Genomic DNA, 12,357 nt, shown 5'->3' with positions numbered 1-12,357 from the left:
GCGCTATTGCCACGCAGGGTTGTATCAACTCCAGCCTTTGCAGTGAGCGGTAATCTCTGCCCAGACTTCCCGATAGCTGAATCGCAACCACGTGGTGTGCAGCTTATGCAGTTGCCGCCGAATCCAGCTGTTCGTATTTGCGAGCAGCATTTGCTCGATGTCCCTGTTCAACGCATCGGGTTCGAAACCTGTCCAGACCGGCGGGAGTACACATTCCAGGTTCCAGGCGCAGACGACGGCAACTTCGGCATACAGAATGTTTTTAACCTGTTCCGGATCATAGCCTTCGATTTGCCGGGCGATGTAGGGGTAATCGACGCCGGTGTCGACGAAAATATCGGAGAGGGCTGCGCGGATTTTGTATAGATCGGCGTGGCTCAGTTCTCGTCTCAAGCTTGGGCCTCCTGGCGTTGAATTGCGCTGATCCGATTGCACGTGGCGGTTCTTGTCTGGTGGTTAGTCGATTCTGAACGCGCGCTGTCGCTCAGCAAAGTTTCATCTTGCCGCGTGCAAAGCAGGCCTAGTCTGCTGAGACAAGATCGTCGCTGTTCATCCCGAGGGGAATCGTGCCATGCGCCTGAATGTCGTCAAAGTGCTGTTGATTGCTGCTGCAGTATCGGTGTTGAGTGCCTGTTCCGGCGCGGGTGGTTTGACCACCACCAGTTGCTTCTCCAGCGACTGTCAGTCGCCGGAGGGGCGCAACGCCAATACCTTGAAGTTCGGCGGCAACAGTATCGGCAGCAGTCTCAATCAGTACAGCTCCGGGATGCTGCATGACGATTAAGGATTACTGCGCGGCCGGTACGGCAATCCATTCGCTTAGCGTTTGTTGATACTTGCCGGTGACTTTGCTCAAGTGCAGCCACTGATCGACATACAGTTTCCAGCTGATGTCATCGCGCGGCAGCAAGTAAGCCTTCTCGCCATATTGCATGTACTGATGCGGATTCACCGCGCACAAGCCCGGTTTGAGTTTCTGCTGATACAGCGCTTCCGAGGCGTCGGTGATCATCACGTCGGCCTGGTTGTCGAGCAGTTGCTGGAAGATCGTCACGTTGTCGTGCAGGGCCAGTTGCGCCTGGGGCAGGAAGGCGTGGGCGAAGGCTTCGTTGGTGCCGCCGGCGGGTTCGACCAGTCTTACGCCGGACTGGTTGATCTGTTCCACCGTCTGGTACTTGCTGACATCGTCGCAACGTACCAGCGGGATCTTGCCGTCAGTGTCGAGGGTGTTGCTGAAGTAGGCTTTTTTCTGCCGTTCGAGGGTGACCGAGATGCCGCCCATGCCGATGTCGCATTTACCGGCCTGCATGTCCGGCATCAGGGTTTTCCAGGTGGTTTGCACCCATTCGACTTTGACCCCGAGGCTGTCGGCCAGCGAGCGAGCCATGGCGATGTCGATGCCTTCGAAATCGCCGTCGGTGCGTTTGAAGGTGTAGGGCTTGTAGTCGCCCGTGGTGCAGACGCGCAACTGGCCTTGTTGCTGGATGCTGTCGAGGTGCGAAGGGGGTTGCTCGGCATGGGCGCCGGCGGCCAGGGTCAGCAGGCCGCAGAGGATCATCGTGCTTTTTAATGTTGTCATTGCGATCGGGGCTTCTGAGAAGGACGGTGGCCCAGTGTAGTGAAAGGCTTTCCCGGGTGTCATCCCGCGCCCGGACTCAACGTACCGGGCAACGCCTCCAGCGCCAGCTTTCAGTTGGCTGAGTAGGGGATTACAGTTTTGACAGGTTCAGCCAATTGCTCAATGCGGCGTTGCAGTTGGAAGACCTGTGGCGATAGGTGAATCGGCTTGAGAATGGCTGAGCGCAAGTGATCCCAGCCAACGACGTGTTCAGCACGCTGCTGCCAGCTGAGTAGCGGCGCAACCCCTGGACGCAACGGTTTCTGAGTGACCTTGCTGTTACGTGTGGCGATGCAAAAGTGTGTGTAGCGAGGCAATTCATAGAGGTTCAAACGCTGCAGGTCTCTGCTGCACAACAGCAAGATGTCGCCAAAGGTGAACAATGGAAACGCCGTGACTTCGATCTTTTGTTTTTCATTGAGTGTGGTTCGCCACAGTCTGTTATCCAGATCGTCCAGGCTGATGTTTTCGTCAAGTATGAATCGCGCTGGCTGCTGACGAATCGCCAGATTTCCAGCAGCCGCGTAGGTGATGCTTGGCATTGCACCTGGCGATAAAAGAAGAAACCCGCTGAACAGAACCAGTGCTGTTGCGATTCCATAAGCGATACGCGCAAAGACATGACCTTTGCTGATGTAAAAAATGAAAACGGGGAGGAGACTGAAAATGAGTGTGCCGAGGGAAAACACCCCGACAACCACTACCGCTTTCGCGTTATCTTCGCCGACGTAGGTCGAGATAATCAGCAATGTGGGGAGGGACGCACACAGAACGGCAAAGCCGATCATGCTACCGATCAAGAGTCGGAACCCGTTTTTCTTCCAGCCACCCATTCGCCGGGTGTTTTTGTTGAAGATCTTTCGAAAGCGTTTGAGCAGGAAAAGTGCGAAGTAGACCAGCAGGGTCAAGGAAAAAACAAACAGCATCGAACCTGCGGCGCTGAATGTGTACGGGAACTTGAAAAGCAGAGAAATGAAGGTACCAAAGCCAAAACACATAGGAAGCAGCAAAAAGGCAGCGATTTGTTTGTGCCTTTTTGGCACTTTTTCGAACATCGAAACGGTGATTCCGTAGAACCATGCGCTGGCAGAGAGTACGCCGAGGTAGCCCACCATGATCAGCACGATCAGTAACAGCCAGATAGCAAGGGCTGACTTGGCATCGCTGCCTGCCAGGAAAAGGTCAGTACGACCAATTGTCCGGGTGTAGACGTATAGCCCAAGGATTGCCAACCCCGCGCCGAGAAAGCCCAGAGTGACGGTGATCTGGCTCCAGTAATCAAGAACGCGTTTGAAATTGCGTTTGAAGAACTGCGTAAACGTTGGTGCGGGCGAAGCATCCATGCGATCAAGATTCCATCGGGTTTGATTGGTGGTTCTGTAACGACAAATGGCCAGATTTCTTTAGAAATCCGGCCATTCAATGCAATTGGTCTGTTTTTCTGAGTTGTTCGTGATGGAAAGAATTTAAAGCCCCAATCCTTCCTGCACCGCCAACAACAGATTATTTTCCGTCAGCGCAATGGCATCCAACTGCTGCCCGGTTTCAATCGACTGCATCCACCAATGGCTTTCACCGTGCTCATCCACGGTACGCAGCAGATAGGTGTCCGTGGCTGACGGGATGATCTGCACCCGCCCGGCGCCATCCTCGGTAAACCGCGCAATGGGATCGAATGTCAGGCTTCGATCATTGGCCTCGATCACCAGTTGATCAATTGCGTAGTCATGCGCCTCACAATCCGGTGAAGTTTCGCAAACATGCGTAGGATTTCGCCGAATCTTCAGTCCTACTTCGGTGACGGGCTGCAACCACGCCTCAATGCGGTGGTACAAGTCATACACCTGAGCAGGCCAGCAATCGATTTCCAGTGCCGCATCCGCGTGGGTATGCCGGGTTTGTTTGAGTTTGGCGGCGAGTTCGTCTGCTTTACTCATTTTGGTTCCCTTGGTTTGGTGGCTGCCTGTTAATCGTAGACCTTTCAACGGCGTACGGCTTTGCCTTGCGTCATGCGCTTGCAACACAAGCGTGTCGAAATCAGTGCTGGCCAAGTCGGTCAGGATCAAAAACCATGGACGCAGGCGTCCCAAAGGAGTGGGTACATGAAAAAGCTGTTTACAATTTTGGCGGTGATTGCGCTGACGGCCGGTAGCATCGGTTTGAGTTCGGCGCGCCAGTCACAGTCCAGCAAGGCCCAGGCAGAATCGGTGGCGGGGGTGTTCGATTACTACCTGCTGGCGCTGTCCTGGTCGCCGACCTTTTGTTTGACGCACAAAGATGACTCGCAGTGCACGGGCAAGGGCTACGGCTTCGTGCTTCACGGTTTTTGGCCGCAATACGCCAAGGGTGGCTGGCCGGAGTCCTGTCCACCGCTGACCACGCTGAACGCGGCGCAAACCAGCCAGGGCCTGACGCTGTTCCCGACCAAAAAACTGCTCGACCACGAATGGTCCAAGCACGGCACCTGCAGCGGCCTCGGCGCGATGGGCTATCTGGATGAAGCGGACAAAGCGGTGGCGGCGGTGAAAATCCCGCAGGAACTGCAACCGTTCAGCAGCTCCTATTACTTCGAAGCTCAGGAAATTGCCGACCTGTTCCGCAAGGCCAACCCGGGGATCCCGGCAGATGGCATCGCTGTCATTTGCAGCGGCCCGGAACTGTCGGAAGTGCGTGTGTGCATGGGCAAGGATTTGCAGTTCGGCGCGTGTGGCAAGGGCGTGAAAACCCAGTGCCGGGCGGGGGATATTCGCGTGCCGCCGTCGCGTTGATGTGCCAGAACTGATCGGCTGAACACTAAACTTGTGGCGAGCGAGCAAGCTCTCTCGCCACAGGGTTTCGACAGGCCTGGGTCATCAGGTCAATTCCCGCGCATCCACCCCCAACTCCCCACGCAAAAACTCCACCAGACCGCGCTGCAAACTGCTCACACGCCTTCACAACTGACTAACCCTAAAGAGGCATCGAAAATAAATCTGCGAACAGCGATCATCCAAATTCGCTGCGCGCCGATATACCTGGGCGGGAGCGGGGCGTTTGCCCCGTAGATTCCGGTGGGCTACGCTCACAAACATAAGGGTTTCCCTGCTGGCGCCCTTGTCGTACCTGCCCAGGACTTGCTTTTGCCTATCCCCATTCACGACCCACATCAGGCCCCCGGAGGCACCCTTAAACGCCTGCCGCTACGCAAAGCGGCGGTGCTGTTTATCGTTGCGGTGGGGTTGTGCCTGTCCGGTTTGCTGTACCTGCAACTGGAGCAGTCGCGACGCCAGGATCTGGCGGTGGCAAAAGTCGCGTCGAGCAACCTGACCCGGGCGATGGCCCAGCAGGCCGAGGACACGTTTCTGGCTGCCGATCTGGTGATGACCAGCCTGGTCGACTGGATTCAGGAGGACGGTTACGGCGCCGCGCAGAAGCCGCGTCTGCAGAGAACCTTCGCCCGGCGCGTGCAGCAACTCGATCAGTTGCACGGCATGTTCCTGTTCGATCGTGATGGGCAGTGGGTGATTACCTCGTTTCCTGACCTGCCCCGTGGCAATGGCGTGGCGGACCGCGAGTATTTCAAATTCCACCAACAGAACGTTTCGACGCTTGCGCACATCGGCCCGGCGATTCGCAGCCGCGAGAACGGCGAGTGGATCATCCCGATTTCCAAACGCGTCAATGATCACGCCGGCAATTTTCAGGGTGTGTTGCTGGCCGGGATCAAGATGTCGTACTTCGACCGCTTCTTCGAAAGCTTCAGCCTCGATGACCAAGGCATCATGTTTCTTGGCTTGAGCGACGGCACTTTGCTTGCCCGCCGTCCGTTTGATGAGAGCCTGATCGGCACGTCGCTGGCGCAAGGACGGATTTATCGCACGTTGCTGCCCGAGGCGGCGGCCGGCACGGCGATGATCAATTCGGTGGTCGATGGTGTTGTGCGTTTGTACGGTTATCGACGCTTGTCGGCGTATCCGTTGGTGGTGTCGTCTGCGACCTCGCGCGACACGATTCTCAAGGGTTGGTACGAGCGTGCGTTCCAGTCGAGTGTGATTGTCGCGCTGGTGATTCTCGGCGTCGGCCTGTTTGGCTGGGTGTTCATTCATCAGGTGCGCGACGGCGAACGGATCGAGAAAAACCTGCGCAAGGCCCAGCGCGCACTGGAGCAGATTGCGACCCACGACAGCCTGACCGGATTGGCCAATCGACGTTTGTTCGAGCGTTCGCTGGAGATCGAATTTGCCCGGGGCGCGCGGCAGGTCAGTCCGGTCAGCCTGATCATGCTCGATATCGATTTCTTCAAACGCTACAACGACGCCTATGGCCACGTCGCCGGGGATCACTGTCTGACCCAGGTTGCTCAGGTGCTGCGGGCGTGCTGTCAGCGCAAATCCGATCTGGCAGTACGTTACGGTGGCGAGGAGTTTGCGGTGCTGTTGCCGGACACCGACATCAACGGCGCGCTGGCAATTGCCGGGCAGATTCGACGCAGCGTGATCGACAAGCACATCACCCATAGCGGCTCGCCGACCGGTTATCTGACGGTGAGTCTGGGCTGCTATTCATTTATCCCGAGCGGCAATGACAGCCTGGAAGTGTTTATCCAGCGCGCCGATGCGGCGCTGTATCAGGCGAAAAATGCCGGGCGTAATCGTGCGGCAGTGTTGTCGCTGGACAGCGGCCTGGCCGAATTGATGCGCTCCGATCGCTGATCCATACGCTGACACAAACCCTGTGGGAGCGAGCTTGCTCGCGAAAGCGCAGTGTCAGGCGATGAAAATGTTGGCTGATCCACCGCCTTCGCGAGCAAGCTCGCTCCCACAGGGATTTTCATCAGGCCAAGGTTATGTGAATACCCAAACAATCAAGGGTTTTCACCACGGATGGCTCTTGTTCGTTCAGCCGCCCGTGCCACCGCCCGCACCGCCAGTCCCGCCACCTGCCGAACCTGTGCCGCCGCCAGCCCCCGAACCAGAACCGCTCGCGCCACCATTGGTGCCAGTCCCGGAACCCATCCCCGAAGACCCGCTGCCACCGGAAGGCGCCCCCGGCGTGTTATCTGGCGGCGTGGTGGTGCTGGTCGGTCCGCCGGATTTGGTGCCGGTAGCGTCAGCGCCGTCGTTGACGGCGAAGCTCGCGGTCGATGCCGTGGCCAGCAGCCCGGCGAGTAATAGCGAAGTGAGTTTGCGCGTGATCATGATCCGTCTCCACAAGGGGTCTGTACCTGATATTGGTCTGACGCGCAGAACCCTTGGTGCCGGGTGGCTGACGAGCGGTCAGCAGCGAAACCGAGTGGCCTCCTGATCTTCGGCAATATTGGCTATTTGCCGGACCGGGTGTGAGGGCTAACGTAACCACACATTCACTTGCTACCCGGAGCTACCATGCAACCTCGTGCCGATTTCTACACCGCTTCCCCAGACGCCTTGAAAGCGATGATGGCTTTGGAAACGGCGGTGTCCAAACTGCCGCTGGAAAAGACCCTGATCGAACTGGTGAAACTGCGCGCTTCGCAAATCAACGGCTGCGCGTTCTGCATCGACATGCACACCACCGATGCGATCAAGGGCGGCGAAACCCCGCGTCGGCTGTTCGCGGTCACCGCCTGGCGGGAAGCGCCGTTCTTCAGCGACCGCGAACGCGCCGCGCTGCTGTGGACCGAATCGCTGACCCAACTGAGCCTGACCCACGCACCGGACGAAGATTACGACGTGGTTGCGGCGCAATTCACGCCGAAAGAAATGGTCGATTTGACCGTGGCGATCAGCACCATCAATAGCTGGAACCGTTTGGCCGTAGGTTTCCGCAAAACCCCACAAGCTTAAGCCTCAACGCATAACCCCTGTGGGAGCGAGCTTGCTCGCGAAAGCGGAGTGTCAGATAACAACCATGGTGACTGACACGACGCCTTCGCGAGCAAGCTCGCTCCCACAGGGGAACTGGGCATGGCCAGAAAATAGTGATCAATGCCCATCCGCACTCGGCGCCGCCGGTGGTTGCACCTTGCGCATCAAGGGCACCATCGCCGTGGCGATGACGAAGCACACCCCGATCATCAGAAAGGTGTCGCCGTAGGTTTGCGTCTGCGCCTCGCGGTAGGTCAGTAGCCACAACTGGCGCAGGCTGGCGGTGACACCGACGTCGCCACTCTGGCCCAGATTCGCCAGGTTGCCGCCGACCTGTGACAGCCACTGATTCATCGCTTCATTGCTGCTGTTCAAGTGTTCGGCCAACCGCGTGAAGTGCAGGTTGGTGCGGTCATTGAGAATGGTCGCGCACGCCGCAATACCAATCGCCCCGCCCAGATTGCGCATCAGGTTGAACAGACCCGAAGCATGCTTCAAACGTGCGGGCGCCAACCCACCCAAAGTCAACGTCACCGCTGGCGGCACCGCCAGTTGCTGGGCAATCCCGCGCAACGCTTGCGGCAGCATCAATTGCCCCGCACCCCAGTCGTGGGTGATCGGGCTGAACTCCCACATCGACACCGCGAACAAACCCAGACCGATCATCATGATCCAGCGCAGGTCCATGCGATTGGCCAAAAAGGCATACAGCGGAATCGCCATGATCTGGAACACGCCAGTGGAGAAAACCGCCAGACCAATGTCCAGCGCGCTGTAGCCGCGTACCCGGCCGAGGAACAGCGGCGTCAGGTAAATCGTCGCGAACAGGCCGATGCCGGTGACAAACGAAAAGAAGCAGCCGAGGGCGAAATTGCGATCCTTCAAGGCGCGCAGATCAACGATCGGATTGGCCACGTGCAAGGTCCGGCCGATGAAGGCCAATCCCGCGAGGCCGCTGATCCACGCCGTGGTCAGAATGGTCTGGTCGCTGAACCAGTTCCAGCGCGGGCCTTCTTCAAGGGTGTATTCCAGGCAGCCAAGAAACAGCGCGAGAAACACCATGCTCAGATAGTCCGCGCCTTTGAGCAGGGAAAATTCCGGCTGGTCGATTTTCACCAGCATCGGTACCGCTACAGCGACGAAAATCCCCGGCACCAGGTTGATGTAGAACAGCCAGTGCCACGAGGAAATGTCGGTGATCCAGCCGCCGATCACCGGCCCCAGTGTCGGCGCCAATGACGCGACCGCGCCGATGGTCGCGGCAGCGATCACCCGCTGTTTGCCGGTGAAGAAAAAGAACGCCGTGGTGAACACCAGCGGAATCATCGAGCCGCCGAGAAAACCTTGCAGCGCCCGAAAGGCAATCATGCTCTGGATGTTCCAGGCGACGCCGCAGAGCAGGCTGGCGAGGGTGAAGCCGACCGCCGAAGCACAGAACAACCAGCGCGTGGAGAACACGCGCGACAGCCAGCCCGACAGCGGAATCACGATGATTTCGGCGATCAGGTAACTGGTCTGCACCCATGCGGTTTCATCGGTACCGGCGGACAGCCCACCGCCGATATCGCGCAGCGACGCCGAGACGATCTGGATATCCAGCAGCGCAATGAACATGCCGATGCACATGGTCGCGAAGGCGAACACCTTGGTCGCGGTCGCCATGTCCGCCGCGTTGAATGGCTGCGCCGGGGCGGCGAGGGTGGTGCTCATGGCGCGACGGCCACGGCGCTGGTTTCCGGTTGCGCGCGGGTGTCGACTTCTGCCGTCACCGAGAGGCCCGGACGCAAGTGACCGAGCACGCCGTCAGCCGGGTCGAGGAGGATCCGCACCGGCACCCGCTGGACGATTTTGGTGAAGTTGCCGGTGGCGTTTTCCGGCGGCAGCACGCTGAACTGCGAGCCAGTGGCGGGGGCGAGGCTGTCGAGGCGACCGTGGAATTCCTGGCCGGAGAGCACGTCGGCACGGATGCTTACGCGCTGCCCGGGTTTCATCCGCGCCAATTGGTCTTCCTTGAAGTTGGCATCGACCCACAAGCCGCTGGCCGGCACCACGGACAACTGTTGTGAACCGGCCTGAGCGTAGGCGCCAACCCGCGCGCGACGGTTGCCAATGACGCCGTCGACCGGCGCGCGCAGTTCGGTGTAGCCGAGGTTCAGTTGCGCCAGATCACGTTCGGCGCGGGCTTGTTGAAGGGCGGCGCGGGCCTGTTGTTTTTGCGTATCGATCACCGCCAGTTGGCGTTGCGCGGCGAGCAGTTCGGCCTGGGCGCGGGCACTGAGGGCTTGCGCTGTTTTGAAGGTCGCGTCGGCGCGTTGTGCGCTTTCCACCGACACCGCATTGGTCGTCACCAGGCGTTTGTAGCGCGCGTTGTCATCCCGCGAGCGTGCGGTTTCTGCGCCAGCGGCGTCGATGCCGGCGCGGGCCTGACCGATCACCGCTTGTTGCAGTTGTTCGGTGGCGTCGAGGTTGGCCAGTAGTGCTTCTTCGGCGGCAACGGCGCCTTCGGCCTTGGCGAGGTTGGCGCGATAGTCGCGGGCGTCGAGGCGGATCAGCACATCGCCGGCCTTCACGTGCTGGTTGTCGGTGACCAGCACTTCGTCGATGTAACCGGCGACTTTCGGCCCGATCACCGTGACGTCGCCACCAATATAGGCATCGTCGGTTTCTTCAAGAAAACGCCCCGCGCCCCACCAGTGCATGGCGTAAATACCGGCGAAAATCAGCGCGAGCAATCCTGCGCCCGGAAGCAAAACGCGTTTAAGCAGAGGCGGCTTGGTCTTTACCACAACAGGTTCGAGGGTGGGCATGCTGGTCATGGCGGATTACCTGCGTAAGCGGATCGTTATTACGGCTGTAATATGACGTAGGTAATATTTAGTGGCAAATTATTTCTGGTGCCAATCGTCAGTTGTTCACTTGAGCCAGTGGCCCGGCGTGCTGCCGGTCATGGTTTTGAAGAAGGCGATGAAAGCGCTGTCGCTGGCAAAACCCGACTCGAACGCGCAGTAACTCAGGCTGCGCCCGGTGGCGAGCAATTCCATCGCGCGCATCAAGCGCCACTGCTGGCGCCATTGCTGATAACTCATGCCGGTTTCGCGCTGGAAGATTCGCCCGATGGTGCGGCTGCTGGCGCCGACCTGCTGCTCCAGTACTTGCAACTCTGGAGGCAGACGTTCAGGCGTTTTCAACAGTGGTGCCAGGCGCTTGTCCTGAGGTAACGGCAGCAGCATCGGTTGCTGCGCCGCTTCAGCGATTTCGCTCAGACACAGGCCGAGCAGGTGGGAGAGTTTGCCCTGTTGCCAATCGCTGGCGAAATCCGCCAGCGCCATCGGTTCCAGCACCGCACGCAACAACGGGCTGACTTCAATCACGCAAACCTGCTGCGGCAGTGCGCTGCACAGCTCGGGGATCAAGTAGATCGAGCGGTAGTCGACGCTCTGTTGCATCACCGCGCGATGGCTGACACCCGGTGGAATCCACGCCGCCCGCGACGGCGGCAGCAGGCACAGTTGCTGCGCCAGGGTAATCCGCGTGCAGCCTTGGCGCGTGTACAGCAGTTGGCCGCGTTGATGACGGTGCAGACCGGAATCGTGATCGCCCAAGGTCGAGGCGATACCGATCACGGGTGCGTCATAGCGATCTGCATCAAACGTTGCGTGGGCGTCGAGCCAAGCCATGGGTTGTCCGGTTTCAGCGATAAATTGGCAGGATCTGGATAATACGCCAGTCAGCGATTCTTAAACTCCTCGGCGGTTTATGAGAGGAGTGATGAAGCATGAACAACAGACATTTCTTGTGGCTGGCGATTGCGCTGCTGATGTTTCCACAGATCGCGCAAACCCTGTACAGCCCGGCGCTCGGTGATATCGGGCGGGTGTTTAACGTTGGCCCGCAAGCCGCCGCGCAGACGTTGTCGGTGTATTTCCTCGCGTTTGCCGTCGGGGTGGTGGTGTGGGGGCGTTTATGTGATCGCATCGGTCGGCGCCCGGCGATGCTCGCAGGCCTGGCAATCTATGCGATTGCCACTCTTTTCGGCCTGCGGGTCAGCAGTTTCAACGGCTTGTTACTGGCGCAGATGTTGGCGGCCTTCGGTGCGGCGGTGGGTTCGGTGGTCACGCAGACCGTGTTGCGCGACCGCTTTAAAGGCGCCGAACTGGCGCAGGTGTTTTCCTTGGTGGGCATCGCGCTGGCGGCCAGTCCGGCGCTTGGCTTGTTCAGCGGCGCCAGTCTGGTTCAGGTTTTCGGTTATCGCGGTGTGCTTGGCGCGTTGCTGTTGCTGGCAACGCTGTTGTGGCTGTGGAGCTGGTACACCCTGGCGGAAACCCGGACAGCGCCAACCGGCCATGTCGGTTTGTTCGAAACCCTCGGGCGCATGTTGCATGACCCGGGAATCTGGCGCTCGGCGCTGTGGATCGCCTCATTCAACGTGGCGCTGTTCAGCTATTACAGCCTCGCTCCATTCATGTTTCAGCGGCTGGGCGTGGAAGCCAGCGGGTTCGGCTACAGCGGTGTGATCCTCGCGCTGGGCTCAGGTTTTGGAGCATGGCTGAACCGGCGTTTATTGACGGCCGGGTTCAAGGCATTGCAATTGATTCGCCTCGCGGCTGGCATCGCCTTGCTCGGTGGTGTGGGCGTGTGGTCGCTGCAGAACAGTGTCGCGTTCGTCCTGCCGATGCTGTTGGTGGTATTGGCGTTTGGCCTGGCGATCCCGAACATTCTCGGTTCGGCCCTGGCCGATTACGCTGATCGATTGGGCACTGCCGGGGCGTTGTTGGGCTTGATGTATTACCTGCTGATCGGCGCCGGGCTGATGCTCGCCGGCTGGTTTCAGGCCCTCGGGGAAACCCTGATAACGTGCAGCGCCGTGGCCTTGCTGCTGACAATAAAGGCAGGCAAAGCAATTGTTTAAGAAAT

General features: G+C 59.0%; 13 protein-coding genes. 5 read left to right on the top strand and 8 right to left on the bottom strand.

Annotated elements, in window-relative coordinates; translation table 11 throughout:
* Positions 1 to 24 precede the first annotated feature (24 nt).
* Positions 25 to 393, bottom strand: coding sequence for a DUF7079 family protein (locus tag AB4O11_RS27545; protein ID WP_460129467.1), 369 nt, complete (start codon positions 391 to 393; stop codon positions 25 to 27).
* A gap of 178 nt (positions 394 to 571) precedes the next feature.
* Here AB4O11_RS27545 and AB4O11_RS27540 point away from each other — a divergent pair, with 178 nt between their 5' ends.
* Positions 572 to 784 (top strand): hypothetical protein, encoded by a 213-nt coding sequence (locus AB4O11_RS27540; RefSeq protein WP_016984584.1) that lies wholly within the window; start codon positions 572 to 574, stop codon positions 782 to 784.
* A gap of 3 nt (positions 785 to 787) precedes the next feature.
* Here the strand turns inward: AB4O11_RS27540 and AB4O11_RS27535 are convergent, their stop codons facing one another.
* The 3 genes from AB4O11_RS27535 to AB4O11_RS27525 form a co-directional block, all read right to left on the bottom strand.
* Complete coding sequence (locus AB4O11_RS27535; protein ID WP_460129465.1) at positions 788 to 1,579, bottom strand: transporter substrate-binding domain-containing protein; 792 nt, start codon at positions 1,577 to 1,579, stop codon at positions 788 to 790.
* 110 nt (positions 1,580 to 1,689) lie between these two features.
* On the bottom strand, positions 1,690 to 2,961 hold the full coding sequence (locus tag AB4O11_RS27530; RefSeq protein ID WP_460129463.1) for a hypothetical protein: 1,272 nt from the start codon (positions 2,959 to 2,961) through the stop codon (positions 1,690 to 1,692).
* A 123-nt stretch (positions 2,962 to 3,084) separates the two neighbouring features.
* Entirely contained in the window at positions 3,085 to 3,555 is a 471-nt protein-coding gene (locus AB4O11_RS27525; RefSeq protein ID WP_320337512.1) for a hypothetical protein, read from the bottom strand.
* A 165-nt stretch (positions 3,556 to 3,720) separates the two neighbouring features.
* On the opposite strand from AB4O11_RS27525, the gene AB4O11_RS27520 reads away from it, so the two are divergent.
* A complete protein-coding gene (locus AB4O11_RS27520) occupies positions 3,721 to 4,386 on the top strand; it encodes a ribonuclease T2 (RefSeq protein WP_460129461.1) in 666 nt (221 codons plus the stop codon).
* 351 nt (positions 4,387 to 4,737) lie between these two features.
* Entirely contained in the window at positions 4,738 to 6,309 is a 1,572-nt protein-coding gene (locus tag AB4O11_RS27515) for a diguanylate cyclase (RefSeq protein WP_116255979.1), read from the top strand.
* 186 nt (positions 6,310 to 6,495) lie between these two features.
* Here AB4O11_RS27515 and AB4O11_RS27510 read toward each other — a convergent pair whose 3' ends face one another.
* A complete protein-coding gene (locus AB4O11_RS27510) occupies positions 6,496 to 6,795 on the bottom strand; it encodes a hypothetical protein (RefSeq protein ID WP_093433811.1) in 300 nt (99 codons plus the stop codon).
* Between the two features lie 186 nt (positions 6,796 to 6,981).
* On the opposite strand from AB4O11_RS27510, the gene AB4O11_RS27505 reads away from it, so the two are divergent.
* A complete protein-coding gene (locus tag AB4O11_RS27505; RefSeq protein WP_093433813.1) occupies positions 6,982 to 7,422 on the top strand; it encodes a carboxymuconolactone decarboxylase family protein in 441 nt (146 codons plus the stop codon).
* A 138-nt stretch (positions 7,423 to 7,560) separates the two neighbouring features.
* Here AB4O11_RS27505 and AB4O11_RS27500 read toward each other — a convergent pair whose 3' ends face one another.
* From AB4O11_RS27500 to AB4O11_RS27490, 3 genes are all read right to left on the bottom strand, one after another.
* Positions 7,561 to 9,153 carry a DHA2 family efflux MFS transporter permease subunit gene (locus AB4O11_RS27500; protein WP_460129459.1) on the bottom strand — a complete coding sequence of 531 codons (1,593 nt, stop codon included), beginning with the start codon at positions 9,151 to 9,153 and terminating at the stop codon, positions 7,561 to 7,563.
* Positions 9,150 to 10,259 (bottom strand): HlyD family secretion protein, encoded by a 1,110-nt coding sequence (locus AB4O11_RS27495; RefSeq protein ID WP_093433817.1) that lies wholly within the window; start codon positions 10,257 to 10,259, stop codon positions 9,150 to 9,152. The genes AB4O11_RS27500 and AB4O11_RS27495 overlap by 4 nt, the downstream gene beginning before the upstream one ends.
* Before the next feature lie 96 nt (positions 10,260 to 10,355).
* Positions 10,356 to 11,120: an AraC family transcriptional regulator gene (locus tag AB4O11_RS27490; protein ID WP_093433819.1), complete on the bottom strand. Its 765-nt coding sequence runs from the start codon at positions 11,118 to 11,120 to the stop codon at positions 10,356 to 10,358.
* A 98-nt stretch (positions 11,121 to 11,218) separates the two neighbouring features.
* Here AB4O11_RS27490 and AB4O11_RS27485 point away from each other — a divergent pair, with 98 nt between their 5' ends.
* On the top strand, positions 11,219 to 12,352 hold the full coding sequence (locus AB4O11_RS27485) for an MFS transporter (protein ID WP_460129456.1): 1,134 nt from the start codon (positions 11,219 to 11,221) through the stop codon (positions 12,350 to 12,352).
* Positions 12,353 to 12,357 lie beyond the last annotated feature (5 nt).

This window comes from Pseudomonas sp. H1_D05, from assembly GCF_054682705.1.
Note: the sequence above shows the minus strand (reverse complement) of the source record. Positions and strands in the feature narration are given on the sequence as shown.

Bases quoted from the DNA above. Each gene is read 5' to 3' on its own strand.
- AB4O11_RS27490 (WP_093433819.1), bottom strand. From the start codon at position 11,120: ATGGCTTGGCTCGACGCCCACGCAACGTTTGATGCAGATCGCTATGAC.
- AB4O11_RS27530 (WP_460129463.1), bottom strand. From the start codon at position 2,961: ATGGATGCTTCGCCCGCACCAACGTTTACGCAGTTCTTCAAACGCAAT.
- AB4O11_RS27485 (WP_460129456.1), top strand. From the start codon at position 11,219: ATGAACAACAGACATTTCTTGTGGCTGGCGATTGCGCTGCTGATGTTT.
- AB4O11_RS27525 (WP_320337512.1), bottom strand. From the start codon at position 3,555: ATGAGTAAAGCAGACGAACTCGCCGCCAAACTCAAACAAACCCGGCAT.
- AB4O11_RS27510 (WP_093433811.1), bottom strand. From the start codon at position 6,795: ATGATCACGCGCAAACTCACTTCGCTATTACTCGCCGGGCTGCTGGCC.
- AB4O11_RS27500 (WP_460129459.1), bottom strand. From the start codon at position 9,153: ATGAGCACCACCCTCGCCGCCCCGGCGCAGCCATTCAACGCGGCGGAC.
- AB4O11_RS27495 (WP_093433817.1), bottom strand. From the start codon at position 10,259: ATGACCAGCATGCCCACCCTCGAACCTGTTGTGGTAAAGACCAAGCCG.
- AB4O11_RS27520 (WP_460129461.1), top strand. From the start codon at position 3,721: ATGAAAAAGCTGTTTACAATTTTGGCGGTGATTGCGCTGACGGCCGGT.
- AB4O11_RS27540 (WP_016984584.1), top strand. From the start codon at position 572: ATGCGCCTGAATGTCGTCAAAGTGCTGTTGATTGCTGCTGCAGTATCG.
- AB4O11_RS27535 (WP_460129465.1), bottom strand. From the start codon at position 1,579: ATGACAACATTAAAAAGCACGATGATCCTCTGCGGCCTGCTGACCCTG.
- AB4O11_RS27505 (WP_093433813.1), top strand. From the start codon at position 6,982: ATGCAACCTCGTGCCGATTTCTACACCGCTTCCCCAGACGCCTTGAAA.